This is a genomic window from Methylobacterium mesophilicum, from assembly GCF_022179445.1.
GTDB lineage: Bacteria > Pseudomonadota > Alphaproteobacteria > Rhizobiales > Beijerinckiaceae > Methylobacterium > Methylobacterium mesophilicum.
Map to the genome: position 1 here is coordinate 18,105 of NZ_BPQU01000030.1, position 24,787 is coordinate 42,891.

Annotated in this window: 24 protein-coding genes; 12 read left to right on the plus strand and 12 right to left on the minus strand. The window is 72.2% G+C overall.

What is annotated here, in order from left to right; translation table 11 throughout:
* The first annotated feature begins 47 nt into the window (after nucleotides 1–47).
* The 3 genes from MFF40_RS22760 (at nucleotide 48) to MFF40_RS22770 (ending at nucleotide 3,759) form a co-directional block, all read left to right on the plus strand.
* Complete coding sequence (locus MFF40_RS22760; RefSeq protein WP_238262363.1) at nucleotides 48–995, plus strand: ornithine cyclodeaminase family protein; 948 nt, start codon at nucleotides 48–50, stop codon at nucleotides 993–995.
* Nucleotides 996–1,079: 84 nt separating this feature from the next.
* Complete coding sequence (gene cobF, locus MFF40_RS22765; RefSeq protein WP_147898779.1) at nucleotides 1,080–1,835, plus strand: precorrin-6A synthase (deacetylating); 756 nt, start codon at nucleotides 1,080–1,082, stop codon at nucleotides 1,833–1,835.
* 220 nt (nucleotides 1,836–2,055) lie between these two features.
* Nucleotides 2,056–3,759 (plus strand): DEAD/DEAH box helicase, encoded by a 1,704-nt coding sequence (locus MFF40_RS22770; protein ID WP_238262330.1) that lies wholly within the window; start codon nucleotides 2,056–2,058, stop codon nucleotides 3,757–3,759.
* Nucleotides 3,760–4,762: 1,003 nt separating this feature from the next.
* Here the strand turns inward: MFF40_RS22770 and MFF40_RS22775 are convergent.
* The 9 genes from MFF40_RS22775 to MFF40_RS22815 all read right to left on the minus strand — a co-directional run bounded on the left by MFF40_RS22775 (nucleotide 4,763) and on the right by MFF40_RS22815 (nucleotide 16,740).
* Entirely contained in the window at nucleotides 4,763–6,166 is a 1,404-nt protein-coding gene (locus MFF40_RS22775) for an FAD-binding oxidoreductase (protein ID WP_238262332.1), read from the minus strand.
* Between the two features lie 66 nt (nucleotides 6,167–6,232).
* Nucleotides 6,233–6,715 carry a nucleoside deaminase gene (locus MFF40_RS22780; protein ID WP_147857103.1) on the minus strand — a complete coding sequence of 161 codons (483 nt, stop codon included), beginning with the start codon at nucleotides 6,713–6,715 and terminating at the stop codon, nucleotides 6,233–6,235.
* A gap of 133 nt (nucleotides 6,716–6,848) precedes the next feature.
* The gene (locus tag MFF40_RS22785) at nucleotides 6,849–6,989 is read right to left on the minus strand and encodes a hypothetical protein (RefSeq protein WP_187278197.1); all 141 of its coding nucleotides are present in this window, start codon (nucleotides 6,987–6,989) and stop codon (nucleotides 6,849–6,851) included.
* A gap of 279 nt (nucleotides 6,990–7,268) precedes the next feature.
* A complete protein-coding gene (locus tag MFF40_RS22790; protein WP_238262334.1) occupies nucleotides 7,269–8,306 on the minus strand; it encodes an antibiotic biosynthesis monooxygenase in 1,038 nt (345 codons plus the stop codon).
* Nucleotides 8,307–8,670: 364 nt separating this feature from the next.
* Complete coding sequence (locus tag MFF40_RS22795; protein WP_147898781.1) at nucleotides 8,671–9,807, minus strand: hypothetical protein; 1,137 nt, start codon at nucleotides 9,805–9,807, stop codon at nucleotides 8,671–8,673.
* A 152-nt stretch (nucleotides 9,808–9,959) separates the two neighbouring features.
* Nucleotides 9,960–11,000: a patatin-like phospholipase family protein gene (locus MFF40_RS22800; RefSeq protein ID WP_147898782.1), complete on the minus strand. Its 1,041-nt coding sequence runs from the start codon at nucleotides 10,998–11,000 to the stop codon at nucleotides 9,960–9,962.
* Between the two features lie 119 nt (nucleotides 11,001–11,119).
* Nucleotides 11,120–14,281 (minus strand): efflux RND transporter permease subunit, encoded by a 3,162-nt coding sequence (locus MFF40_RS22805; RefSeq protein WP_238262336.1) that lies wholly within the window; start codon nucleotides 14,279–14,281, stop codon nucleotides 11,120–11,122.
* The gene (locus MFF40_RS22810; RefSeq protein WP_147898967.1) at nucleotides 14,274–15,368 is read right to left on the minus strand and encodes an efflux RND transporter periplasmic adaptor subunit; all 1,095 of its coding nucleotides are present in this window, start codon (nucleotides 15,366–15,368) and stop codon (nucleotides 14,274–14,276) included. Before MFF40_RS22810 ends, MFF40_RS22805 begins: the two co-directional genes overlap by 8 nt.
* Before the next feature lie 112 nt (nucleotides 15,369–15,480).
* Nucleotides 15,481–16,740, minus strand: coding sequence for a sensor histidine kinase (locus MFF40_RS22815; protein ID WP_187277858.1), 1,260 nt, complete (start codon nucleotides 16,738–16,740; stop codon nucleotides 15,481–15,483).
* Between the two features lie 187 nt (nucleotides 16,741–16,927).
* Between MFF40_RS22815 and MFF40_RS22820 the strand changes: the two genes are divergently transcribed.
* Nucleotides 16,928–17,191: a hypothetical protein gene (locus MFF40_RS22820; RefSeq protein ID WP_147856501.1), complete on the plus strand. Its 264-nt coding sequence runs from the start codon at nucleotides 16,928–16,930 to the stop codon at nucleotides 17,189–17,191.
* A 4-nt stretch (nucleotides 17,192–17,195) separates the two neighbouring features.
* Here the strand turns inward: MFF40_RS22820 and MFF40_RS28885 are convergent, their stop codons facing one another.
* From MFF40_RS28885 to MFF40_RS22835, 3 genes are read right to left on the minus strand one after another with little or no spacing between them, the layout of a single operon-like run.
* Nucleotides 17,196–17,357, minus strand: coding sequence for a type II toxin-antitoxin system RelE/ParE family toxin (locus MFF40_RS28885; RefSeq protein WP_281406518.1), 162 nt, complete (start codon nucleotides 17,355–17,357; stop codon nucleotides 17,196–17,198).
* A gap of 3 nt (nucleotides 17,358–17,360) precedes the next feature.
* Nucleotides 17,361–17,510 (minus strand): hypothetical protein, encoded by a 150-nt coding sequence (locus MFF40_RS22830; RefSeq protein WP_238262340.1) that lies wholly within the window; start codon nucleotides 17,508–17,510, stop codon nucleotides 17,361–17,363.
* Nucleotides 17,507–17,758: a type II toxin-antitoxin system ParD family antitoxin gene (locus MFF40_RS22835; RefSeq protein ID WP_147856502.1), complete on the minus strand. Its 252-nt coding sequence runs from the start codon at nucleotides 17,756–17,758 to the stop codon at nucleotides 17,507–17,509. The genes MFF40_RS22830 and MFF40_RS22835 overlap by 4 nt, the downstream gene beginning before the upstream one ends.
* A gap of 155 nt (nucleotides 17,759–17,913) precedes the next feature.
* Between MFF40_RS22835 and MFF40_RS22840 the strand changes: the two genes are divergently transcribed.
* From MFF40_RS22840 to ytfQ, 8 genes are all read left to right on the plus strand, one after another.
* Entirely contained in the window at nucleotides 17,914–18,135 is a 222-nt protein-coding gene (locus MFF40_RS22840) for a hypervirulence associated TUDOR domain-containing protein (RefSeq protein ID WP_147856503.1), read from the plus strand.
* Nucleotides 18,136–18,256: 121 nt separating this feature from the next.
* Nucleotides 18,257–18,757 carry a (2Fe-2S)-binding protein gene (locus MFF40_RS22845; RefSeq protein ID WP_147856504.1) on the plus strand — a complete coding sequence of 167 codons (501 nt, stop codon included), beginning with the start codon at nucleotides 18,257–18,259 and terminating at the stop codon, nucleotides 18,755–18,757.
* Nucleotides 18,754–19,794, plus strand: coding sequence for an FAD binding domain-containing protein (locus tag MFF40_RS22850; protein WP_147898968.1), 1,041 nt, complete (start codon nucleotides 18,754–18,756; stop codon nucleotides 19,792–19,794). The genes MFF40_RS22845 and MFF40_RS22850 overlap by 4 nt, the downstream gene beginning before the upstream one ends.
* Before the next feature lie 11 nt (nucleotides 19,795–19,805).
* Entirely contained in the window at nucleotides 19,806–22,064 is a 2,259-nt protein-coding gene (locus tag MFF40_RS22855; protein WP_147898969.1) for a xanthine dehydrogenase family protein molybdopterin-binding subunit, read from the plus strand.
* A 97-nt stretch (nucleotides 22,065–22,161) separates the two neighbouring features.
* Nucleotides 22,162–22,467 (plus strand): type II toxin-antitoxin system MqsR family toxin, encoded by a 306-nt coding sequence (locus MFF40_RS22860; protein WP_147855137.1) that lies wholly within the window; start codon nucleotides 22,162–22,164, stop codon nucleotides 22,465–22,467.
* A 2-nt stretch (nucleotides 22,468–22,469) separates the two neighbouring features.
* The gene (locus tag MFF40_RS22865) at nucleotides 22,470–22,898 is read left to right on the plus strand and encodes a type II toxin-antitoxin system MqsA family antitoxin (protein ID WP_147855138.1); all 429 of its coding nucleotides are present in this window, start codon (nucleotides 22,470–22,472) and stop codon (nucleotides 22,896–22,898) included.
* Nucleotides 22,899–23,114: 216 nt separating this feature from the next.
* Complete coding sequence (locus tag MFF40_RS22870; RefSeq protein ID WP_187277737.1) at nucleotides 23,115–23,255, plus strand: hypothetical protein; 141 nt, start codon at nucleotides 23,115–23,117, stop codon at nucleotides 23,253–23,255.
* Nucleotides 23,256–23,830: 575 nt separating this feature from the next.
* A complete protein-coding gene (gene ytfQ / locus MFF40_RS22875) occupies nucleotides 23,831–24,769 on the plus strand; it encodes a galactofuranose ABC transporter, galactofuranose-binding protein YtfQ (protein ID WP_283206117.1) in 939 nt (312 codons plus the stop codon).
* Nucleotides 24,770–24,787: the final 18 nt, after the last annotated feature.

Genomic DNA, 24,787 nt, shown 5'->3' on the forward strand with positions numbered 1-24,787 from the left:
GAGGGCGCGGATGGGAGAGGCCGAATCACAGGAAAGGCTTGCCGCTCATGCGCTTCATCTCGGAAGAGGAATCCGCCGCCCTGGTCGATCACGCCCTGGCGTTCGCGGCGGCCCGGGAGGCGCTGATCGCCGCGGTCGCGCCGGGCACCACCCTGTTCCCGGCGGTGCTGGGGCACGGCTCGGAGCCGGCCAACCGCTTCTCGATCAAGTCGGGGTCGACCGTCGACTATGCCGGCCTGAAGGTCGGCTCGTTCTGGCCGGGCAATCCGGACCGGGGCCTGCCGCGGCACAATTCGGTGATCCTGCTGTTCGACCAGGAAGTCGGCCGGGTCGACACGGTGATCGAGGCGGGCCGCGTCAACGCCTACCGCACCGCCGCCGCCGACGCGGTGGCGGCCAGCGTCCTGGCCCGGCCGGATTCGGCCGTGCTCGCCGTGTTCGGGGCCGGCAACCAGGCGGAATTCGAATGCGCGGCGCTCGCCCGGATCCTGCCGATCCGGACCGTGCTGGTGGTGGCGCGGGATCACGATAAGGTCGCGGGGTTTGCCGAGCGCCTGCGGGGGCAGGGGGCCGCGGTCGAGGTGCGGGCGGCCGACCCGCAGGAGGCCTGCCGGGCCGCCGACGTGATCGTGACGGCCACGCCCGCCCGGGCGCCGCTGTTCGAGGCCGATTGGGTCCGCCCCGGCACCCATGTCGCCGCCATGGGGGCGGATGCCAAGGGCAAGCAGGAGCTGCCCCCGGCCCTGCTCGAGCGGGCGGCCCTCTACTGCGACCTGCCCGAGCAGTCGCGCACCATCGGCGAGTTCCAGCACGCCCCCGCGGCGGCGGAGCTGCGGGCGATCGGCGCCGTGCTGGGGAGCGGGCAGGGGGCCCGGACCGACCCCGAGGCGATCACGGTGTTCGATTCCTCCGGCATCGCCCTCCAGGACCTGACCATCGCCCGGGCGATCCTGGCAAAATGGGTTTCCAAAGGGCATGAGCCCTTTGGCGGGTAATCAGGGCGGAGCCCCGATGACGACGAGCAGGGCGCCGCCCTGCACCCGCAAAAGGTCGGGGACCTTTTGAAACCGGGATTTCGCATGCAGGACCGTCAGATCCGGGTCATCGGCATCGGCACGGGCGATCCCGAGCACCTGACCCTCCAGGCGGTGCGGGCGCTGGCCGATGTCGACGCGGTGTTCGTGCTCGACAAGCGCGCCGAGACCGCCGACCTCGTGGACATCCGCAAGCGGATCTGCGCCGCCCATATCCAAAAGCCCCACCGGGTCGTCACCGTCGAGGATCCGCCCCGGGAGCGCCGCCCGGCCGATTACGGCGCCACCGTCGAGGCCTGGCACGCGGCCCGGGCCGAGCGGCTGGAGGCGGCCTTCGCGGCGGAGCTCGAATCCGGGCAGGTCGGGGCGATCCTGGTCTGGGGCGACCCGGCCCTCTACGACAGCACCCTGCGGATCCTCGACCGCATCGCGTCGCGCGGGCGCCTCGCCCTGCGCTACGCCGTGATCCCCGGCCTCTCGAGCGTTCAGGTCCTGGCCGCCCGCCACGGCGTGCCGCTCAACGCCATCGGCGGCCCGGTGCTGATCACCACCGGGCGGCGCCTCGCCGCGGGCTGGCCCGAGGATGCTGAGAGCGTCGTGGTGATGCTCGACGGCGATCCGAGCTTCGCCGGCCTCGACCCGGCGCTGACGATCTACTGGGGGGCCTACCTCGGCAGCCCGGACGAGATCCTGGTCTCCGGCCGCCTCGGCACCGTCGGCGCCGAGATCCGGCGGGTCCGCGCGGAGGCCCGGGCGCGGCACGGCTGGATCATGGATATCTATTTGTTGCGGCGGCTCTGAGCGGGAGAGGCTGCGCCCCCCGACCCCGGAGTGCTGCGCTGCGCGCGCGAATATCCCGATCTCGTCCCTCATCCTTCGAGGTCTCCGCTTCGCTTCGCCGCCTCAGGATGAGGGGAGGATGGGAGGACTCGGGCCAGCAGCGCGCGCCGCGAGAACGCCGGCCCCCGCCGTGACCCCGCCGCCACGGACAGGACGGCCCGACCGGGCTAGACCCGCCGCCATGCTGCGCTTGCGGGACTACCAGCGCGCCAGCCTCGACGCGCTCGCGGCCGCCTGGGGGCGGGGAGGGGGCGACGCGGCGGCGCCCGGCCATCTGGTCGTGCTGCCCACCGGGGCCGGCAAGGCCCTGGTCATCGCCGCCCTCGCCCGGGAGGCGGTGACACAAAACCCCCTCGCCCGGGTGGCGATCGTCACCCACAGCCGCGAACTCGTCGCCCAGAACTTTTCGGAGTTGACCCGCTACTGGCCGGAGGCGCCGGCCGGCATCTTCTCCGCCGGGCTCGGGCGCCGGGAGGCCGGCGCGCAGGTCCTGGTCTGCGGCATCCAGTCCGTGGCCGACCGGCTCGACGCGGTGGGCCCGCGCGACCTCGTGATCGTGGACGAGGCGCACCTGATCCCGCGGGCCGCCCACACCCGCTACGGCCGGTTCCTGGCCGGCCTGCGGGCGCTCGCCCCCGGGATGCGGGTGGCGGGCTTCACCGCGACCCCCTACCGGCTCGATTCCGGCCGCCTCGACGCAGGGGAGGGCCGCCTGTTTTCCGGGATCGCCTACGAGGCCGATACCGGCGACCTGATCCGCCGGGGCTTCCTGGCGCCCCTCGTCTCCAAGGCGACCCTCACCCAGCTCGACGTCTCCGGGGTCGGCCGGCGCGGGGGCGACTATATCCCGGGGGAGCTGGAGGCGGCGGTCAACCGCGACTGGATCACCCGGGCCGCCGTGGCGGAGCTGGCGGAATACGGCGGCCGGCGCCGGGCCTGGCTCGCCTTCTGCGCCGGCCTCGCCCATGCCGACGCCGTGCGCGACGCGGTGCGGGCCGAGGGGTATTCCTGCGAGACCGTCTCGGGCGAAACGCCCCGCCGGGAGCGCGACCGGATCGTGTCGGCGTTCCGGGCTGGAAAAATTCGCTGCCTGACCTCGGTGGGCGTGCTCGGCACCGGCTTCAACGCCCCGGAGGTCGATCTCGTGGCGCTGCTGCGCCCGACCCGCAGCACCGGCCTCTACGTGCAGCAGGTCGGCCGGGCGCTGCGCCGCGCCCCCGGCAAGGCCGACGCGCTGATCCTCGACTATGCCGGCCTGGTGCGGATGCACGGGCCGGTGGACGCCGTCACGGCGCAGAGTGCCGCTCAGGTGCTCGGCGGGGCAGGGGGGCTGCGTGCAAAACCCTGCCCCGGCTGCGGCGCCCTGATCGCCCTGAACGCCTCCACGTGCGAGGCCTGCTGGACCGAGCCGGAGGACGAGGCCGACCCGGCCGCCCTGCACGACGCCGCGGCCGAGGACGCATTGCCGATCCTGTCGGCCGAGATCGTGCCGGCCGCCGAGCCCGCCGGCCCTGCCCCGGAGGCGGAGGCGAAGGCGGAGGCGCCCTGGCATCCGGTGACGGACCTGAGCCTGGAGGCCGCCCCGGACGGCCTGGACCTCGTGCTCGGCTGGCGGGACGGCGGCGCCGCGGCCGACTGGCGGGTGCGCCTGCGGCCCGGGCGCAGCGGCTACGAGCGGGAGAAGGCGGTGCTGTGGTGGCGCGGGCTCGGCGGCGGCCGCGACGCGCCGATGGATGCCGCCGGCTTCCTGGAGCGGGCCGATTCCCTGGCCCGGCCGGCGGCGATCCGGATCCGGCCGGGCCGGCTGTCGGACCAGATCGAGTGCCGCGCCCAGGACGGCCGGATCTTCGCCGACCAGAGCCGCCTCGCCGGGCGCGCCGCGTGACGCCGCGGGGAGGGCGCCTCATGCAGGGTCCCCGGACCGCCCTCGCCCGGTGGTCGCGGCGCGGAGCCGCGCTCCCGGTCCGCTGCGCCACCCGCCGGCTCCGCGGAAGGACGGGGCCGGCGATCCGGCCTTGGACCAGCCGGCCGCTGGCCCGGCCATCTGGCATGCCAGACCCCCTCACCCGACCGTGCCGAAGCCGTTGGTTCCATAATATATCTTATGCGAACTCTGGATGGGGGTAGCAGGAGGCGTTCCGGGTGGGTCCGATCCAGTCCGAGGCTGGGCCTCACCATCACGGCGGCGGCCCCTGGATCGTGCCGGCTGCCGGCCTTGCGGCTTGGCCTTGCGGCTTTGCCTTGCGGCTTGGCCTCGGCCATCCCGGGACGCGCGTCCTCGAGCTGACGTGCTTGGGCTCCATTCGGCCCCGCCGGGCCTCTGAGCCCGCAGGCCCTGCGCCGCTTCGGTGGCATCGCCGCCGCGGCGAAGCCGCCGCCTGGATGAAGCGGCCCGGCGCGTGCGTCGTCGTGCGGAAGGTCCCGCGGCCGCATCCGTGCGGAACGCCCTGTCCGGGCGAGGGCGGTCCGCATTCCGGTCGGAGGCCCCTCCCCGCGGGCGCGTCATCGCTCCGACCGGGGCCGGGACCCGCTCGGGTTCGAGCATCGTCCCGAAGGATGGAGGCCGGCTTTCGGGTCGGAGGTGACGGTCGCGGGGCCTATCCCGGCCTCGTCGCGAGGTGCGCCGGAAGGCTGGTTCGAGGCGCACTGGCGCGGGCGTCTCAGGATGAGGCGCCTCGGATCGAGGGGCGACCGATCGGGACCGGGCGGGCGCCCGTCGCGGATCGTCGGTTCCGGTGCCCGGCACGATCTGGCCGGGGCGGGCGAGGCGGGACGGCCTCACGGGGCGCGGCGGGCGCTGCTCGCCGGTCTCTCACGTCCCTGCCCTGCTTCGCCGTGCTTGGCCCCCTGCCCCGCCCCCGCGCATGGCGGTCCGGGCGCGCGGCCCGTCAACCGGCGGGCGCCGCGTCGAACCCGTCGTAATAGTCGAAGAAGACCCGCTCCGGGTCGTGCCGGCTGCGCAGGGCACAGAGCCGCTGCCATTTCTCGGGCGTGAAGGCGCGCGCGACGCTATCCGGATTCTCGATCGTGTTGCTCTCGCCCAGGTAGCAGCCCACCGTGAACGGCCTCAGCGCCCCGACCATGGCCCGGTGCCAGTCCGTGTTGGTCCGGTCGTCGGCCGCCTCGTGCCACATCGTCCACGGGCCGCCATACACCGCCGAGGACATGGAGCAGGCCATGTCCTTCTGCGCGGCCGGGACATCGGGGCCGCAGAAGATCGTGAGCAGGAACACGCTCGTGCTCGACGGCGCCGCCGGCAGCAGCGGCAGGACGGCCTCGATCAGGTCCCCGGGGCTGTGATTCGAATACGTCGCCTCGACCCGGGACCGGAGCCCGTCCGGCCACAGCGCGCCGGACATGTCGAACAGCTGCTCGAAGGTGAGCGGCACGGCGCGCTCCGCCGCGAGCGGCGCCACCGGCGCGCGGTCCAGGGGCTCCAGGGCGCGCCCGGCCGCCTCCGGCGTGTCCTCGAACGCCGTCCCGGTCACCATGCACAGCCAGCCGTCGTCGGCGGCGGCGGCCGCGCGCAGCGCCGGCGGCGCCTGGACGAGGAACTGGCTGAGCTCGACGCTGGGCGACACCTCCCGGGCGATCGCGCCGAGCCACCGGCCGACCGCGGGGGCCTCCGCCAGACGGTAGTAATGGGTGCTGCCGTGGATCGCGCGCGGCAGCGCGTGAAGCTTGAGGTGGTACCGCGTGACGACGCCGAAGAAGCCCGGGCCGGCGCCGCGGGCGGCCCAGAAGAAATCCGGGTTCTCGGTCTGGCTGGCGCGGATTAGCGCGCCCTGCGCGGTGACCAGCTCGATGGCCTCCAGGCTCTCGGCGCCCAGCCCCCAGACCGTGGGGTTCCAGGCCATGCCGCCGCCCAGGAAGTAGCCGCTCGCCTTGACCTGCGGGCAATGGCCGGTGGGGAAGGCGAGCCCCAGCGGGTTGAGCGCCCGCTGGATGTCGCGGTTGCTGACGATCGGCCGGATCACCGCCCTGCGCTGCGCGGCGTCGATCGAGACGAAGCCCGTGAGATCCTGGAGGTCGATCAGCAGGCCGCCGGACCGCAGGGTCGGCTGGCACCAATTGTGGCCGCCGCCGCGGACGACCACCTTCAGCCCGTTCGCCCGGGCGAAGGTCACGGCCGCGACGACGTCGTCCTCGTCGGCCGCCCGCACCACGACATCCGGGGCGCGGTCCGGGATCAGCCGGTTCCAGAGGTTCGCGTGGGCCGCCTCCCGGAACTGCGGATCCCCCGCCGCGATCACGGAACCGCGGCAGGATCGTCTCAGGTTGTCGAGGGTCATGACCGCACCCGGCGCGAGGAATGGTTTCGGTCGGGCACGATCACGCCCCCCAGCCCTGTCGCAGGCTCAGTACGGAACCCGGTCTTCCTTCTCGGCGTACTTCTTCCAGACCTCGACGGCCTCGGCCCGCATGATCTGCTTGGCCGGGATCGCGCGGTCGCCGACGTCCTTCTTGAACTCGGCGTAGATCATGCTGTCGTCGAAGCCGCCATACGTGAGCGCGTCCTCGACCTGGGCGGCGTAGTAGATGTTCTTGACGCCGGCCCAGTAGGCGGCCGCCAGGCACATCGGGCAGGGCTCGGCGCTGGTGTAGAGCGTGGCGTTGCGGAGCTTGAAGCTCTTCTGCGTCGTGCAGGCCTTGCGGATCGCCTCGACCTCGGCGTGCCAGGTCGGATCGTTCTCCGCGACGACGCGGTTGGCGCCTTCCGCGATGATCTCGCCGTCCTGCACGATCACGCAGCCGAACACGCCGCCGGCGCTGTCGACCAGCGAGGTCTTCTCCGAGAGCGCGATCGCGCGGGCCATGAACTCTTCGTGCTTGTCAGCCATCGTCTCACTCCTCAAGGTTTTCGGTCGTATCGATCCGTGTCGGGTGTAATAATCATACCTTACCGGTCAATGAATAAACCAAACACGCAATCATATAATCTAAACAACCGCTGAATGGTCCGTGCCGTCGCTATCATGCCAGGGCGACATTCCGAATACAGCGGCGGATGACGGCGCGGCACGCATCGGTTGATCCGATGTCGTCGACCGTCATGACGCGGCGTCCATCAATTCCGGCGGCGAAGGACATGTCTCGATCGTCGCGAATCTCCATCGGGCCGAATGATCCGACGATAATCGTCAGATGAAAACAGGAAGCATGGATGCCAGATCCGCGTCAACACGGATCGGCCGCCGCGCCGGGCATGTGTGTCGCGCGGAAACCGGTCGCGCATTCACGCGGCGTCGCGGTCCTATTCGGTGCGATACTGTGTCCGATCCGGGGAAGACTTGACTCCGTAGGCCGGGGCCGGGCGGCGGAGATCGGGTCCGCCCGGACGCGTGAGACGCAGGGTCAAGAAAAACCGCAGTGCTCGCCGCGCCGGAGGGGCCGTCACACCAGCTTCCAGAACACCAGGATCATGACCGCGTAGGCGGCGACCAGCAATCCGGCGCCGAGACGGTTCGCGCGCCGGCGTTTCTCCGGGGCCGGTGCCAGCCACCAGCGGAGGTGCTGGGCGGTCCACGGCACCAGGCGCGACGTCAGGAGCACGCTGAAGACGTTCCCGATGAACAGCGCCACCGGGAAGTCGAGGCCGAGGGTCCGGGTGAGCAGCGGCGTGCCGACCAGCAGGCCCCACAGGAAGACCGTGGGATAGAGCGTCAGCACGACGATCATGTTCATCTTCCACGCCGCGGGCGCGGGGGCGCCCTCCGGCGCGACGTCGCGGAACCATTGCTCGAAGCCGCTATGGACCATGCGGGTGTGGAATTCCGCGGTCAGCGGCGCGGCTTCCTCGATCAGCGCCTGGCGCTCGGGGGACCCGAGCCAGGCCTGCAGGTTGGCGTCGCTGTCGAAGCGCAGGATCGCGACGTAATCCTCCTGCACCCCCGGCACCGCGGGCTCGAAGCGGTAGCCCTGCAGGCCGGTCGCCCTGGACTGGGCGGCCGCGACCTTCTGCTCCCATCGGAGGTACTGCGCCTCCATCCCGGGCTTCACGCGCGTGCTGATCACGGCCGAGACCGGGGCGGTCCGGGCGGCGCTGGCGTCGTCGGTGACGATGTGGACGTCGTCGCGCCCCACCAGCATCGCGGCGGCGCCGGAGATGCGGGATTGCCGCTCGGGCGAGACCAGCCAGGCCCGGGCGTGATCCAGGCTGGCGAACCGCTGCAGGATCACCCAGTCGACCTGAAGCGGCGGGCGCGGCGGCATCAGCCGCTGCTCGATGAAGCCGGGAAACCGGGCGATCACCGCGCTGGTGTCGCCCTGCCATTGCGCGAAGGCGTCGGCGCTCTCCGGCTTGACCGTCGTCTGCGTCACGATGCTGACGCTGCTACCGACGTTCGCGCTGCCGCTGCTGGTCCTGGGCTCGCTCACGAGGCGCCACGGGTCCGCGGCGGGGCCGGGCGGGCCGGCGCGTCCGCGCCGCACGACCGTGGAACCCGCAGGCGCCCGCCCGCCGGATTCCGGGCGGGCCCGGAACGTCCGGAGTTTTCCGTCGAACGCGCGCGCGCAACTCTCTGCATAGGCCCTCCCACGGCACGGCCGGCGGCTCGACGTGATGGAATCAGGATAGGCGGGCGCGGGCGGGGGAAGTCAATCTGCGCGGAAGAGTATCGGCCGTCTCCAATGTAAATACTGTTGTCTTGTATTAACGAATGTGGATTTTAATCATCAATCGGCGAAGACAGGTCTTCGCCGGATCCAATGTCCGGACGTCCGGCACGGTCGAGCGGTGATCCGGCCGGGAAGCGGATCGACTGAGACGGATCGTCAAAAGATAAACCGCGCGGCGTCACGGCAGCCGGGACCGCAGCCAGCCGAAGAGCGTCCGACCCGGGAACCGGGCCGGCGGCATCCGGAACGTGGGTGCGGCCGCCTCCTCCGGGATCGGCCCCTCGTGGAAGCGCGCGCCGAACGACCAGAACCGGTCCTGCCGCGTGCCGATCATGCCGAGCCCCACGGGCTCGCGCGCGACGCCCGGGCGCATCCGCCCGCCCGCCCAGACCCGCTGCCAGCAGTCCCGCCGCGACAGGTCGGCGTCGCGCCAGCCCAGGCGCCCATGGCCGGCGACCGCGAAGACCCGTTCGCCGGCGAACGCCTCCGGGATCCACACCCAGGTCGAGAACACGTAGGCCCGGTCGGTGCCGAGGCCGGAGGGGTCGACCGCCCGGGTGTAGGCGCTGAGCGCCGTCGCGGCGTGCCGCCCGGCATGCCGGCGCAGGCCGCCCGGCAAGGTCATGGCCGCCCCGAAGGCGCCCGCCCCGAACGCGGTCGGCGGCGCGCCGTGCTCCAGGGCGTAGGCGCTGTCGATCAGGTGGAGCCAGGGTTCGAGATCGATCTCCCAGGCCTGCGCGGTGGGGGCGAAGCGGCGCACCCCCCCTTCGATCACCCGGTCGGCGACCCGCCGGGCCGGCTCCGGGCGCCAGTCCGGCCCGGCCTCGACGACGCGCAGCAGCGTCGAGGGGCCGTGGGCCCAGACCGCCTCGGCCAAGCGCGCGAAGTCGGAATCCGGGGCGTCGCGGTCGACCTTGCGGACCAGGATCCTCGATCCGTCGGCGAGCTCGTCCAGCATCTTGCGCTTCAGGTGGGCGAGCCGGCCGTATTCGCGCTCCACCAGCACGTCCGGGTCGATCGAGCCGGCGGGATGGCCGGTGTTCGACCAGATGTTGTAGGCCACACTGCGGCAGTAGTAGGTGCCGCCGTCGCTGATCGCGATGCGCAGGTCCCCCGGCGCGCCGAAATCCGCAAATCCGCAGCGCAGGCCGCGGATCAGGTCCTCCATCGGCGTGTAGGCGAAGCGCAGCAGGCCCGACGGCTCGACCCCGCCGTAGCGCTGCACGAAGCCGAACTCGCAATTGCCGCCCAGGCTGCGAAACCCGTGGAGCCGCTCCGAAAGCCTCGCGGCCGCCGCGTTCCTGATCCCGGTCACTGTCGTCCGCTCTGATCCCGCCGCACCCCGCCGGGACAGATCGCGGCGTCCGCCCGGTTTTGTCCAGCCCCGCCCGCGCATGGGGGCGGGGCGCGGCCGGCCCGGGAGGAGGGGCCCCCACCCGCCAGGGCCGTGGAGTCCCCTCCCCGGCCTCAGGGCGCGATCGCGGCCTCCAGGGTCTGCAGGCTCGAATCGGCGCCGATCGCGTGGCCGCTCTCGGCCAGCCAGCGCTCGGCGGTGGCACGGCCGAGGTCGCGCAGGGCGCCGATCGTCGACCAGCGGGTGTCGAGCTTGCTGATCTCGCCCCCGGCCAGCTCGCAGGGCGCCTGGAGCAGGTGGATGTTGATGTCGGCCACCGCCCGCATCCGGGCGTCCCGGGTGTCCGTCTCCCGGGCGTAGCGCTGCAATTCGGTCAGCGCCTTCAGGTCGCGCATCAGGCAGGCGTTGAAGCTGATGTCGCTGACCCGCCCGGCGATCTCGGAGGGCAGCAGGCCGATCGCGTCGGTCACGAACGGCGTCAGCTGCAGGACGATCAGGTCGGTGGCGCCGTGGCCGTTGAAGACCAGCGGCTCCAGGGCGGGGTTGGCGGCGTAGCCCCCGTCCCAGTAGCGCCGGCCGTCGATCTCCACCGGGGCGAACAGTTCCGGCAGGCACGAGGACGCCATCAGGGCCTTCAGGGTGACCTCGGGGCCGGTGAACAGCTGCGCCGCGCCGGTCAGGATGTCGGTGGCCGAGACGTAGAGCGGCACCCGCTCCTGCCGGGCCACGGTGTCGAGGTCGATGCTGGCCCGCACCACCGCCTGGAACAGGTGCATGTCGCGCAACGTCGGCAGGAATGGCGAGACGTAGGCCGAGGCCTCGCGGAACAGCGCCAGGGACCGGGCGACGAACGGGTCCAGGAAGGGGGCCACGTACGGCTCGAACGTGGTGCCGAACCCTTCGAAGCCGCGCAGGGGCGAGCGCTCGGCGGTCGCCCGCCACAGCCGCTCCAGGGCCTCCCGGCCGCCCTCGTCGCCGCCGGTGGCCAGGCCCGCCACCAGGGCCGCGCCGTTCAGCGCGCCGGCGCTGGCGCCGCTGACCGCGACGATCTCGATATGCTCCTCCAGCAGCCGGTCGATCACGCCCCAGCCGTAGGCCCCGTAGGAGCCGCCACCCTGGAGCCCGAGGGCCACGCGCGGTTTCATCTGTGTCATCGTCCCTGCCGATCCTGGGCCTGCCGATCCTGCGCCTGCCGCGCCTGAGCGGGAACGCGTCGGCGCCCGGATTGCTGCACCGCCGCGGACCGGTCCGACGCCGCAGGCTCGGGCCCGCCTCAGGCGGCCCGGGACTCCGCGTCCAGCCCCCTCCCCGGCCCCGGAGCCCGGAACCGGGCGAAGCGCAGGGCGAGCTCGGGCAGGATCGCCAGGGTGAGCAGCGTCGCGGTGACCAGGCCGCCCAGGATCACCAGCGCCATCGGGCCCTCGATCTCCCGGCCGGGCTCGCCCGCCCCCAGCGCCAGCGGCAGCAGGCCGAGGCCGGTGACCAGGGAGGTCATCAGGATCGGCACCATCCGGTCGGCGGCGCCCTCCACGGCGGTGGCCCGGTCCCAGGGGCGGCCCGCCTGCACCATCTGCTCGTAATGGGCGATCATCATCACGCTGTTGCGCAGGCTGATCCCCGACAGGGTGACGAAGCCGACGATCGAGCCCAGGGACAGCACGCCCCCGGTGAGCACGATCGCGACCACCCCGCCCAGCCCCGCGAAGGGCAGGGTCACCAGCACCAGCAGCAGGTTGGCCCCCGACCCGGTCACCACGGCGAGCAGCAGCACGATGCCGAACCCGGCGAGCGCGGCATGGGCGAGGAGGTCGGTGCGGGCCTGCGCCTGCGCCTCCGCGGCCCCCGCGAAGGCGACGTAGACGCCCTCCGGCAGGCGCACCGACCGGGCGATCTTGGCGCGCGCCGCCGCCACGAAGCCGGCCACGTCCCGGCCCTCGACACCCGCCGTCACGGTCTGGACCCGCTGGGCGCCCTGGTGCTGGACCTGGTAGCGGCCGGTGCTCTCGTAGATGTCGGCGACCTGGGACAGCCGGACGTAGCGCCCGCCCGGATTGCGCAGGGGCAGGTCGCCCAGCGCGCTGATCCGGCCGCGGGACCGGGCGTCGAGGATCACCAGCACGTTGAACACCGCGTTGCCGACATAGGTCTGGCCGACCGTGTCGCCCTGGTAGGCGGTGCGCACCGCCTCCAGCACCTCGATCGCGTCGAGGCCCCAGTGGCGCAGGTCCGCGGGGCGTAAGGAGGCGGTCACCTGCGGCAGCCCGGCCGGGGCGGCGAGCTGCACGTCCCGGGCCCCCCGCACCTCGGCGAGTTCGCGCGCCACCGCGCGGGCGGCGGCCTCGATCCGGGGCAGGTCGTCGCCGACGAGGTTGACCACCACGGGGGCGGTGTGGCCCGAGACCGTCTCCTCGATCCGCTCGGTCAGGAAGGTCTTGAGCGAGAAGGCCGCCCCCGGGAAGCCGGCCGTGAGGGCGCGGATCCCGGCTTCCGTGGCCCGCTGGGCCGCGCCGTCGAGGCCGGGTTCGAGGTCGATATGGATCTCGCTGTAATGGGTGCCGGCGGTGTCCTGCCCGGCCTCGGCCCGGCCGATCTGCGCCGCCACGGTCCGGACCCCGGGGATGGCCTTGAGGCCCGCGGTGATCAGGCCGCCCAGGCGCTCGGATTCCTGCAGGGCGGTGCCGGGGGAAGCCGCCATGTGCAGGATCAGGTGGCCCTCCTTCAGGTCGGGCAGGAAGCTGGCGCCCAGCCGCGGCACCAGGGCCAAACCGGCCAGCACCGCGAGCGCGCTCAGGGCGATCGCGGTGCGCGGCACCCGCCCGATCCAGCTGAGCAGCCCCCGGTAGGCCCCCCGGCAGAGGCGCACCACCGGCGGGTCGGCGGCCGCGGTCGCCCCGGGCCCGGCGAGCAGAAGCAGGGCGAGGGCGGGGGTCACCGTCAGCGCCACCAGCAGCGAGGCCAGCACGGCGGCGATGTAGGCGAGCGCCAGGGGGCCGAACAGGCGGCCGGCGACGCCGGTGAGCGCCAGCACCGGCAGGAACATCAGCAGCACCGCCAGGGTCGCGTACGCGACCGCGCCGCGCACCTCCAGGATGGCGTCGAACACCACCCGGGCCGCGCCGGCTTCCCAGCCCTCTGCCCGGCCCTTCGCCCGGCTCTCGCGCAGGCGCCGGGCGACGTTCTCGACGCCGATCACCGCGTCGTCCACCACCTCGCCGATGGCGAGCGCCAGCCCGCCGAGCGTCATGGTGTTGAGGCTCTCGCCCCAGGCCTGGAGGGCGAGCGCCGCGGCGATCAGCGAGAGCGGGATCGCGGCCGCGCTGATCAGGGCCGTGCGCCAGTCGGCCAGGAAGACCAGCAGGACGACCACCACCAGGGCGCCGCCCAGCAGCAGCGCCTGCAGGACGTTGCCGTTGGCGACGTCGACGAAGTTGGCCGGCCGGAACAGGTCGGCGTGCAGGCCGATTCCGGCCCGGGCCAGAGCCGGCCGCAGCTCCGCCAGGGCCGCCTCCAGCCGGCCGGTGACCGTCCTGGTGTCGACGCCGACCTGGGCGCCGACCATCAGCAGCACGCCGGGCTTGCCGTCGACCAGGGCGGCGCCGATCGCCGGCTCGGGGGCCGCCAGGATTGTGGCGACGTCGGCCAGCACCACGCTCGCCCCGCCCTCGTTGACCAGCACGGTGCGCCCCAGCGCCTCCGGGGTGAGCGACTGCCCCTCGGTGCGCAGGACCACCCGCTGGCTCGGCGTGTCCACGAAGCCGGCGCCCCGCACCCCCGTGGCCTTGCGGGCGGCCGCCAGCACGTCGTTGAGCCCGACCCGGTAGCGGATCAGGTCGTCGGGGCGGACCTGCACCTGGAGCGAACGCACGCCGCCGCCGTAGACCGAGACTTGCGCGATGCCCGGCACCGCCTGGAGGCGCAGCCGGACCGTCCAGTCGGCCAGCGTGCGCAGGTCCATGGCGCTGCGGCTGTCCGAGGTCAGCCCGATCAGCAGCACCGTCGAGGTCGAGGAGGTCAGCGCCGTCATGGCGGGCGCCATCACGCCCTGGGGCAGCCGTCCGGCCAGGGCCGCCAGCCGCTCGTTGACCCGCTGGCGCACCCGGTCGACGTCGCTGCCGGCCCGGAACGCGGCGCTGATCACCGACAGGCCCTGGATCGAGGAGGAGCGCAGGGTCTCCAGCCCGGGCAGGCCGCCCACCGCCCCCTCGATCGCCTGGGTGACCAGGACCTCGACCTGCTCCGGATCGAGGCCGGGCGCCTCGGTCTGGATCGTCACGGTGGGCGGCGCGAATTCCGGGAACACGTCGTAGCGGGCGCTGCGCAGGGCGTAGAGCCCGAACGCCAGGAGCGCGCAGGCCAGGGCCAGCACCACGCGCGGCCGGCGCACCGCGAACCCGACCAGCCCGGCCTGGGGGCCGCCCGTGAGCCGCTCAATCATCGTCGTCGCCGGAGACCCGGATCTGGCCCTTCATCTCCTCGGAGAGCAGCGCCTGGCCGCCCCTGAGCACGATCTCGCTGCCGTCGGGCAGGTCCTCGACCACGAAGGCATCGGCCGAGAGCGGCGCGTCGGCCCGGACCGGGTGGCGGACGAATCCGCCCTGCGGCACGCCCCGGTAGACCCAGGTCCCCCCCTCCCCGTGCACCACCGCGTCCTCCGGGACCAGCACCCCGGTGGCCGAGCGGGCGGCGGGCAGGAACGCCATCGTGCTCATGCCGGGCAGGAGGCCGCCCGCCCCGGAGACGAGATAGAAAAAACTCTGCCCCTGGATCCGGGGATCGGTGCGGGTCGCCGGGGAGACCAGGCGCAGGGGCACCCGGACGCTCTGCGGCGGCACCTCCGCGAAGGCCGCGTCCGGGGCCGGGTTCAGGACCTCGCCCGGCGGCAGGGTCACCTGCATCAGGAAGTCGGCGCGCTCGATCAGGCGGGTGACCAGCGGCCCGCGCTCGACGATGCCCCGGCCGAGCACCGGGCCCCATTCCTGCTGGGCGGTGGCGGCCAGGGTGCGCAGCTGCGATTCGGCGGCCGTGACGGCGGCCCGGTCGGTCAGCACGGTGGCCTCGACGGTCTCGATCTGGGCGGCCGCCATGGTGCCGGGGCCGAGGCTGCGGGCCCGTCGCGCGGCGCTGGCCGAGACCTCGGCCCGGGCCCGGGCGGTCTGGAGCCCGGCCACCGCGCCGGCATAGGCGTTGGTCAGCTCGGTGACCCGGGCGAGGTCGAGGACGCTGCCATAGGCGGTCAGCTCCTGGCGGTGGGGTTTGGCCGGCAGGATGGCGGTCTCGAGGCCGACCCGGGCGCGCTCCTCCGGGGTGAGCCGCACGATCGCGCGGCCATCCTCGACGGCGACCCGCGCATTCGCCTTCGGCTCCGGGGCGGCGGGCGCGGCGGGCAGGAAAGGGGTGACGAGGCCGTCCCAGGCGGCGAGCAGGGGCGCGCCCCGCTGGCGCAGGTCCGGCCCGGAGAGGGCGACGAGGCCGAGGACGCTCGCCAGGGCCAGCCCTGCCAGCAGCACGCGCCGCCGTCGCATCCCGTTCCCTCCGCAAGCGCCAACCCCGGGCGACCCCGGCAGCGATTGCCACTTTTGCCCGGTTTCTTCGTCCGAATCTACCTGAACTTGAGCGCGGGCGCCGGATGGCGGCTCAGGTCTCCAGGGGCACGTCGAGCCGGAAGCAGGCGCCCTGCCCCGCCTGCGGCACCGTCAGGGTGCCGCCGAGCTGCCGGGTCAGGCTGCCGACCACCCGCATGCCGAGGCTCTTCGAGGCGCGGCCGATCTCGAAATCCGCCGGCAGCCCGACGCCGTCGTCGGCGACCTCGACCACCAGGGTGTCGAGCTCGCGCTCGGCCCGGACCCGGATCGCGCCGCCGTCCGGATGGGTCTCGGGCGGGTAGGCGTATTTGAGCGCGTTGGTGACGAGCTCGTTGACCAGGAGCCCGATCGGGATCGCCCGGTCCGCCGAGATCCGCTGTGGTACCGCCGTGCAGGTGAGGCGCAGGCCCGGCGCGCCGCTGTCGAGATTGGCCACCAGCTTCTCCAGGAACGGCGCGAGGTCGAGCTCCCCGGGCACGCCCTCCCCGTCCCCGGCCTTCTCGCCGGCCCGGTCGTCCTGGCGCCAGAGCTGGTCGTGGACGCCGGCGATCGCCTCGACGCGGCTTCGCGCATCCGACAGGGCCGCCTGCACGGCGGGCTCCGCCTCGGCAGCGCGGGCCTGGAGGGCGAGCAGGCTCGCCACGATGGCGAGGCTGTTCTTGACCCGGTGGCTCATCTCGCGGGCGAGCAGGTCCTGCCGGGCGAGAGCTGCGCGCAGCAGGCTCTCGGTGCGCTGGCGCTCGATGGCGCCGCCGAGCAGGTTAGCGAAGCCCTGCATGAAGGCGATGTCGGCCTCCTCGAACATGCCCTCGCGGGTGTCGTCCACCTCCAGCACCCCGAAGGCGCCGTCCCGGTTCTCGATCAGCACGTTGATCGCCCGGCGGATGCCGTGATCGGCCATGAGCTGGGGCGTGCGGAACCGGGTCTCCTCGGCCAGGTGGTTCGAGATCACCGGCCGGCCGGTCTTGAGGGCGAAGCCCGCCGGGGAGGCGAGGTCGGCCCCGACCCGGGCCTGCCCGATCACGTCCGGCCCCCAGCCGACGCCGGCGCGCACCAGCAGCGTGTCCTCGCCGCGGCGGTATTCCAGCGCCTTGCAGAACTCCGCGCCCATCCCCTGGGCGCACAGCTCCGCGGCCCGCTGCAGCAGGTGGTCGACATCGGTGCCGCGCAGGGCCTCGACCCCGAACGCGGACAGGATCACCTGCTGGCGCAGGCGGTAGCCGAGATCGGGGGGCGCGAGGCCGGGCGCGGCGGGATCCGCCGGCGCGTCGGGGCTGAGTTCCACTTCGGTCTGGTCGCCTGTCGCAGTCATGAGGGCGGCAGAGTAGCAGGAAGCGCGGCCCGGGGCGAAGCCGGCTTGTCGGTCCGGCCACGCTTCGCCGGCGCCCCCGTCGTCGCACCGGATCGTCGCACCGGATCGTCGCACCCCTTGCCGCCCCCGGACCCCGCCGGCGCCGGGCGGCGTTCCGTCAGTCCCGCCCGTCTCGAAGGATGGCACCATGGCCGACGATGTGAACGGACTCTCCGACAAGGCGCTCTCGATCTTCGCCTTCGCGGCCTATCACCGCCTGGTCAGCGGCGAGCGGGTCACCTCGGTCATCCGCAAGGACGGCGCCGGCCACGAGGCCGACCCGGTGGGCGTGAAGGAGCTGGAGGAGCGCGGCCTCGTCACCGCCGGCGAGACCGACATCGACCTCGGCGACACCGCCCAGGCGACCGTGGAGGCGATGGTCGCGGCTTTGCGCGGGGAAGTCGGGCGCTGAAGGGCTACGGCTCCTCCGGCGATGCGAAGCGGTCCGCGAGATCGCGGCGGCTGTGCAGGATGTTGATCACTTCGAGCACGTCGTCGCGGACCCGGAAATAGATCACGTAATTTCGGTGCGGAAAGCTGCGGATATCGGGTCTCAGATCCGGTCTGGGACGCCCCAGCGTTCAGGGCAACGCCGCGAACTTATGACAATGCGCACGCAGGCTGGCCACCACCTTGCGGCCGGTCGCGCGACTGCCGCTGGCTTCCGTGACGCGAACGAGGATGTCGACGAGATCCGCCTGCGCAGCGGCCAAGAAGACGACGCGTCTCATTCCCCGAAGCCGCGCGCCTCCAACGCGCGATCCGCGGCGTCCAGAGCCGCATCGATCTCGGCCTCGCTGACCTGACCGCCGGCCGCAATGGAGGCGTCGAGGGTCTCGCGCAGGGCTTGTAGCCGGGCTTCACGCTCCGCGACCAAGCGCAGCCCCTCCCGCACCACATCGTTCGCCGAGCCGTAGCGGCCCTCGCGAATGACGCGCTCGATGAAGCCCTGCCAGCGATCCTCGACGCAGACGTCCATGGCGCCACCCTCCTCAGGATACCCGGCAGGATACCAGAGATCGCGCCGTCCGGGGTACCCCGTCGCGCCCGGGCCTGCGGCATCCCGGCCGTGGAAGCCCGGGAACGCCCCCGCCCCCGGCGGCCTTCTCCCGCACCAGACGATGGAGCGCGCGGATGAGCAAGGCGGACGTGAAGGCCGGGGACGACGTGACCTACACGTGGGGCAAGGGCTCCGTCGAAGGCGAAGTGACCAAGGTCCACACCAAGGACGTCGAGAAGACGATCAAGGGCAACACGGTCAAGCGCGCGGCCTCGAAGGACGAGCCCGCCGTGGAGATCGAGACCGCCAAGGGCAAGACGGTCCTGAAGTCCGTCTCCGAGGTCACGGTCAAGTAAGCCGATCCGCGCAGGCGCCCCGCGGTGTGAGGTGGCGCACATGATCCCCGCCCCGGGCCTCGCCGGGGGCGGGCTCCCGGCTATCTGTAACGGTTCCAGCCTTTGCCAGCCGGGACCCAGCATGAATATTCCCCTCCGGCTTACCCTGAACGGGCAAGCCCGCGAGATCGCCCTCGACGATCCGCGCGTCACCCTCCTCGACCTCCTGCGCGAGCGGCTCGGCCTGACGGGCGCCAAGAAGGGCTGCGACCGCGGCCAGTGCGGCGCCTGCACGGTGCTGGTGGACGGGCGGCGGATCAATGCCTGCCTCACCCTCGCCGTGAGCCTCGACGGGGCCGAGATCCTGACCATCGAGGGTCTGGCCGAGGGCGATCGGCTGCATCCGGTCCAGGCGGCCTTCATCGCCCATGACGGCTTCCAGTGCGGCTTCTGCACCCCGGGCCAGATCATGAGCGCTGTCGGACTGATCCGCGAGGGCCAGGCCGGCACCGATCCCGAGCGCATCCGCGAGGGCATGAGCGGCAACCTCTGCCGCTGCGGCGCCTATGCCGGCATCCTCGACGCGGTGCAGGAGGCGTCGCGCCCCACCGGACAGGTCGAGCATCGGGAGGACGCGGCGTGAGGAACTTCGACTACATCCGCCCCGCGAGCCTGCCGGAGGCCGTCGCGGCCGGGCAGCTTCCCGACACCGCCTATCTCGCCGCCGGCACCAACCTGGTCGACCTGATGAAGGGCGGCGTCACCGCCCCCGCCCGGATCGTCGACATCACCCGGCTGCCGGGTCTCTCCAGCATCGAGCCCCTGCCGGACGGCGGCACCCGGATCGGCGCCCTCGTGCGCAACAGCGACCTCGCCTACGACCCGAGGATCGAAAAAACCTACCCGATGGTGGCCGAGGCCCTGCTGGCCGGCGCCTCGGCGCAGCTGCGCAACGCCGCCACCGTGGGCGGCAACCTGATGCAGCGCACCCGCTGCCCGTTCTTCACCGACGCGGTCTCGCCTTGCAACAAGCGCGAGCCCGGCTCCGGCTGCGCGGCTTTGGGGCACGCCACCCGGATCCACGCCGTCCAGGGCTGGAGCGAGCACTGCATCGCCACCAACCCGTCCGATTTCTGCGTGCCGCTCGCCGCCCTCGACGCGGTGGTCGAGATCGCCGGGCCGGACGGCGCCCGGGAGGTGCCGCTGACCGCGTTCCACACTCTCCCCGGCGACCATCCGGAGCACGAGACGGCGCTGCGCCCGGCCGAGCTGATCACCGCGGTGCGGCTGCCCCCCGAGGCGGCGTCGTTCCAGGGCAACGCCCGCTACCTCAAGGTCCGCGACCGCACCTCCTACGCGTTCGCGGTGGTCTCGGCCGCCGCCGCCCTCACGCTCGACGGCCAAAAGATCGGCCGAGCCCGGCTCGCCTTCGGCGGGCTGGCGCTCAAGCCCTGGCGGGTCGAGGCGGCCGAGGCGGCGCTCGCCGGCCAGGCGCCCTCCCCCGAGGCCTACGCCCGGGCCGCCGCCCTGGCCCTCGACGGCGCCAAGCCCACCGGCGAGGCCAACGCCTTCAAGATCGAACTCGCCCGCCGCGTCGCGGTCCGGGCGCTGACGCTGGCGGCCGCCGGGACGCCCGCGCGGATCCCGGCGCTTCCCGCCTCCCCGTTCGGCATCGTCTGAGGACAGACCGCATGACCGCGACCGCCACACCCCAGACCTCCGCCGCCGGCACCCGCCACGGCTCCAGCATCGGCCAGCCGCTGACCCGGCGGGACGGCCCGCTCAAGGTGACCGGCCAGGCAAGGTTCTCCGCCGACAACCTGCCCCCCGGCACGCTGCACGCGGCGCTCTGCGTCGCCCGGATCGCCAAGGGCCGGGTCACCGGCCTGAACCGGTCCGCTGCCGAGGCCCATCCCGGCGTCGTCGCGGTGATGACCCCGGAGAACGCCCCGAAACTCGCCCAGGACCCGGACGCCAAGGCCGGGCCGTTCATCTTCCGCCTGGACCTGCTGCAGAACGACCGGGTCCGCTACGCCAACCAGCCGATCGCCGTGGTGATCGCCGAGACCCTGGAGGCCGCCACCGAGGGCGCGCGCCTGCTGGCGCCGACCTACGCGAGCGAGACGCCGCGCATCGGCCTCGATTCCGGCGAGGTATTCACCCCGGATTCGGTGGGCGTCGGCGCGGCCCCGTCCGAGAGCGACGGCGACGTCGAGGCGGGCCTGGCATCCGCGTCGCGCACCATCGCGGCCACCTACGAGACCCCGGCCCAGTACCACAACGCCATGGAGCCCCACGCGGCCCTGGCCCAGTGGGACGGCGACCGGCTGACCCTGCACATGCCGACCCAGGGGCTGGCGATCTCGCAAGGCCGGCTCGCCGGGCTGTTCGGGATCAAGCCCGACGACATCCACATCGAGAGCCCCTATCTCGGCGGCGGCTTCGGCTCGAAGGGCGTGCCCTCGGGGCCGCAGGTGCTCGCCTGCATGGCGGCCCGGATGGTCGGGCGGCCGGTCAAGCTGGTGCCGACCCGCTCCCAGATGTACGGCCCGATGGGCCATCGCGGCCCGACCCGGCAGACGCTCCGCCTCGGCACCGACGCGGCCGGCAAGCTCACGGCGCTCGACCACCACATCCTCACCGCCTCCTCGAGCTTCGACGACTTCTTCGAGCCGGCCGGCCGGGCGACCAGCACCCTCTACGCCAGCCCGGCCATCGCGATCCGGCACGAGGCGGTGCGGCTCGACACCGGCACGCCCCTGTTCATGCGTGCCCCGGGCGAGGCCACCGGCAGCGTCGCCCTCGAGAGCGCGCTGGACGAGATGGCGCACGAACTCGGCATGGACCCGCTGGAGTTCCGGCTCGCCAACTACGCCGAGGTCGAGCCGATCACCGGCAAGCCGTTCTCGTCCAAGGCCCTGCGCGCGTGCTACCAGCGCGGCGCCGAGGCGTTCGGCTGGGCCGGACGCCCGCTCCAGCCCCGTCAGACCCGGGACAAGGACGGCTTTTTGGTCGGCATCGGCATGGGCACCGCCACCTTCCCGGCCCTGATCTTCGAAGGCATGGCGCGGGCCGAGATCCGCGCCGACGGCACCGGCACGGTGGAGCTCGGGGCGATCGACATGGGCCAGGGCGCCTGGACCGCGCTCGCCCAGATCGCCGCCGACGGGCTCGGGATCGGCATGGAGGCCCTCACCTTCCGGATGGGGTCGTCCGATCTTCCGAATGCCGGCATCGCGGGCGGCTCCGGCCACACCGCCACGGCCGGCAACGCGATCCACGCCGCCGCCCAGGACGTGATCGCCCAGCTGGCCAAGCTCGCCACCGACGACCCCGCCTCCCCGCTTTACGGCGCCGGCAATGCCGGCGTCGCCGCGGCGGGCGGGCGCCTGACCCGGCAGGACGATTCGAGCCGGAGCGAGTCCTTCGCCGACATCCTCAAGCGGGCCGGGCGGGCCAGCATCGAGGGCCAGGGCAAGGCCGGAGCCGACCCGGCGGCCCAAAAGTCCTACGCGATGCACGCCCACGGGGCGGTCTTCGCCGAGGTGCGGGTCGATCCTGACTTGGGCCAGATCCGGGTCAGCCGGCTGGTCGGCGCCTTCGCAGCCGGCCGGGTGATCAACCCGCGGCTGGTCCAGAGCCAGTATTACGGCGGCATGATCTGGGGCCTGTCCTTCGCCCTGCACGAGCGGGCCGAGATGGACCCGCGCACCGGCCGCTTCCTCAACGACAACCTGGCCGAGTACCACCTGCCGGTGAACGCCGACATCCCGGCCATGGAGGCGATCCTGGTCCACGAGGAGGATTCCGTGGTGAACGCGTTGGGGGTGAAGGGCGTCGGCGAGATCGGCATCACCGGCACGGTGGGCGCCATCGCCAACGCGGTCTGGCACGCCACCGGCGTGCGAGTGCGCGAGATGCCGATCACCCTGGACAAGCTTTTGGGGTGATTCCGGCGGGCGGCACCCCGTAAGGGTCCCGCCCGCGGGGCTATGACGTTCGCCCATCTCTCTTGCTCTGCCACCATTAAGGTGGCATTCGGCGGTTATGGAGAAGCGGCGTCCAACCTACGACCTCCAAGCCATCAAGGTCGCGCTGGGAGCGACAGATACCCTTGCGATGACGACGACGGCGCTCCGCAACGCATTCTCATTGGGGTTCGATCGAGCAGGTGTCGTCGAAACGATCGCTGGGATCGAACGCGACATGTTCTTCAAGTCGATGACGACCCATGCTGATCATCGTGTCTGGCAGGATGTCTATCATGTCCCCGCTCGAGGCCTGACGCTCTACGTGAAATTCCAGGCCGATGTCGTGACCGAGTTCACCGTCATGTCATTCAAGGAGAAATGAGCATGGCTATCGAGACGGCTCTACCGGGAACGATGGTCTCGCCCGAGACTGGAGAGATCCTTCGCCGGGGCGTGCGCCTCTTCACTGTCGCCTACAGGGGACGGACTCGGACCGTCGATCTGCCGGGCTATTATCCAGACGGAGATGGTGCGGGTGTCCATGTCGGACAGGACATGGCGGTGACGGATGCGGCTTTGCGAGCGCTTAAGGAGGAGGTGGAAGGTCTGCCCTCCCCCGCGACGATCCGGCGGGTGCGCAAGAAGTTGCGCCTCTCCCAGCGCGAGGCGGGCAGCCTGCTGAAGGTCGGGGAATCGGCCTTCGACAAATATGAGCGCGGCTTGGTCGAGCCGAGCGGCCCAACCAGCCAGTTGTTGCGCCTCCTCGATCGGCATCCCGAGCTTGCCGAAGAACTTCGTCAGGACGTCGTCTGAGACAGCATATCCCGATCGCGCCACGGTTTGCGGCTTGCTGGCCGTGGAGTCATCATCGGGTGCTCCCACCCGGCAAGGTCACAGAAGTATCGTAGCCGGCAAACCTGGATAGGGTGCCGATCATGATGACACAGATCGTAACGGAATGCCTGACAGGCCTGTTCCGCACGATCTTGTTGCCGGTCGCTGGGGCGCTGACCGTCGTTGCCATGATCCTTGCCCCCTGATTCAGACGCCGCGCGCGACGCGATCCTGAACGCCCTCACAATCACCGCAGCGGGGATCGCGGCTGAGGGTGCCGTGCTCGGCTCGGCCGTTGCGCTCCGCTGGCTCGACGCCCGGCGCACCGCGATCTGAGGACGGCAGGCGCAGCCGCTCGGCTGTGCCTCTTCCCTCCCCCGCTCAGGCCGCGATCGGCTCCGACCCGGCCAAGCGTGCCGAAGTCGGGGAAGACCGTCTGCGCGGCGCCGGTCACCTCGAACGGCTGACCGGCCGGAGATAGGCATTCCCCGCCGTCCACCACTGGATGCGGCGGGCGTTGGCGGCGAGAGCATCGTTCCGGTTCCGATTCTTGAAACGATGCTCGTGTTGCCGGGGCGCATGCGCGTGTCGGGTCGCCGAGCGGGGACAGGATTGCGCAGCGGGGGACATGCCGTCGGACAGCGCGAACGAACCCGACATGGCGGCCCATACCGGGACGGATGATCCACAGGAGCCGGCCAGGCTGGCCTCACATAAAAATCAGACAAATGATCCGGTCTGACACGGCCCGTCGGCGATCGTCGGCGCTGACGCAGGTGACAGCACGGGCGCGTTCGGCTATCCAACCTTCCGCGCATATGTCATACATATGCCGACCGATCGTCCTGAAGAGGCGGCGGCTGCATTCGAACGGGGGGACGTCGATGAGAGGCACCATTTCCATCAAGGCCATGATCGCGGGCGCGATGCTGGCATGGGTCGGCGGGGCCGAGGCCGCCTCGCTGACCGTCGGGTTCTCGCAGATCGGTTCCGAATCCGGCTGGCGCGCCGCCGAGACGACGGTGACCAAGGACGAGGCCAAGAAGCGCGGCATCACGGTCAAGATCGCCGACGCGCAGCAGAAGCAGGAGAACCAGATCAAGGCGATCCGGTCCTTCGTGGCGCAGGGGGTCGACGCGATCCTGCTCGCCCCCGTGGTCGCCACCGGCTGGGATTCCGTGCTTAAGGAAGCCCGCGACGCGAAGATCCCGGTGATCCTGCTCGACCGCGACATCGATCCCGCCGGCAAGGACCTCTACCTGACCGCCGTCACCTCCGACAGCGTCGAGGAGGGCCGGGTCGCCGGCGCGTGGCTGGCCAAGACGGTCGGCGAGAAGCCCTGCAACGTGGTCGAACTCCAGGGCACGGTCGGCGCCAGCGTCGCCACCAACCGCAAGAAGGGCTTTGACGCCGCCCTCGCGCCCCACGCCAACCTGAAGCTCGTGCGCAGCCAGACCGGCGACTTCACCCGGGCCAAGGGCAAGGAGGTGATGGAGAGCTTCATCAAGGCCGAGGGCGGCCGCTCGATCTGCGCGGTCTACGCCCACAACGACGACATGATGGTCGGCGCCATCCAGGCGATGAAGGAGGCCGGCCTGAAGCCCGGCAAGGAGATCCTGACGGTCTCGATCGACGCGGTCCCCGACATCTTCAAGGCGATCGCCGCGGGCGAGGCCAACGCCACCGTGGAGCTCACCCCCGACATGGCCGGCCCCGCCTTCGACGTGCTGAAAGCCTACAAGGAGAAGGGCACCGTCCCGCCCAAGTGGATCCAGACCGAGTCGAAGCTCTACACGGCCGCGGACGACCCGATGAAGGTCTACAACAGCAAGAAGAACCTCGGCTACTGACGCGACCCCGACCGCTGC

Bases quoted from the DNA above. Each gene is read 5' to 3' on its own strand.
- MFF40_RS22760 (WP_238262363.1), top strand. From the start codon at position 48: ATGCGCTTCATCTCGGAAGAGGAATCCGCCGCCCTGGTCGATCACGCC.
- cobF (WP_147898779.1), top strand. From the start codon at position 1,080: ATGCAGGACCGTCAGATCCGGGTCATCGGCATCGGCACGGGCGATCCC.
- MFF40_RS22770 (WP_238262330.1), top strand. From the start codon at position 2,056: ATGCTGCGCTTGCGGGACTACCAGCGCGCCAGCCTCGACGCGCTCGCG.
- MFF40_RS22775 (WP_238262332.1), bottom strand. From the start codon at position 6,166: ATGACCCTCGACAACCTGAGACGATCCTGCCGCGGTTCCGTGATCGCG.
- MFF40_RS22780 (WP_147857103.1), bottom strand. From the start codon at position 6,715: ATGGCTGACAAGCACGAAGAGTTCATGGCCCGCGCGATCGCGCTCTCG.
- MFF40_RS22785 (WP_187278197.1), bottom strand. From the start codon at position 6,989: ATGGAGATTCGCGACGATCGAGACATGTCCTTCGCCGCCGGAATTGAT.
- MFF40_RS22800 (WP_147898782.1), bottom strand. From the start codon at position 11,000: ATGACACAGATGAAACCGCGCGTGGCCCTCGGGCTCCAGGGTGGCGGC.
- MFF40_RS22805 (WP_238262336.1), bottom strand. From the start codon at position 14,281: ATGATTGAGCGGCTCACGGGCGGCCCCCAGGCCGGGCTGGTCGGGTTC.
- MFF40_RS22810 (WP_147898967.1), bottom strand. From the start codon at position 15,368: ATGCGACGGCGGCGCGTGCTGCTGGCAGGGCTGGCCCTGGCGAGCGTC.
- MFF40_RS22815 (WP_187277858.1), bottom strand. From the start codon at position 16,740: ATGACTGCGACAGGCGACCAGACCGAAGTGGAACTCAGCCCCGACGCG.
- MFF40_RS22820 (WP_147856501.1), top strand. From the start codon at position 16,928: ATGGCCGACGATGTGAACGGACTCTCCGACAAGGCGCTCTCGATCTTC.
- MFF40_RS22830 (WP_238262340.1), bottom strand. From the start codon at position 17,510: ATGAGACGCGTCGTCTTCTTGGCCGCTGCGCAGGCGGATCTCGTCGAC.
- MFF40_RS22835 (WP_147856502.1), bottom strand. From the start codon at position 17,758: ATGGACGTCTGCGTCGAGGATCGCTGGCAGGGCTTCATCGAGCGCGTC.
- MFF40_RS22840 (WP_147856503.1), top strand. From the start codon at position 17,914: ATGAGCAAGGCGGACGTGAAGGCCGGGGACGACGTGACCTACACGTGG.
- MFF40_RS22845 (WP_147856504.1), top strand. From the start codon at position 18,257: ATGAATATTCCCCTCCGGCTTACCCTGAACGGGCAAGCCCGCGAGATC.
- MFF40_RS22855 (WP_147898969.1), top strand. From the start codon at position 19,806: ATGACCGCGACCGCCACACCCCAGACCTCCGCCGCCGGCACCCGCCAC.
- MFF40_RS22860 (WP_147855137.1), top strand. From the start codon at position 22,162: ATGGAGAAGCGGCGTCCAACCTACGACCTCCAAGCCATCAAGGTCGCG.
- MFF40_RS22865 (WP_147855138.1), top strand. From the start codon at position 22,470: ATGGCTATCGAGACGGCTCTACCGGGAACGATGGTCTCGCCCGAGACT.
- ytfQ (WP_283206117.1), top strand. From the start codon at position 23,831: ATGATCGCGGGCGCGATGCTGGCATGGGTCGGCGGGGCCGAGGCCGCC.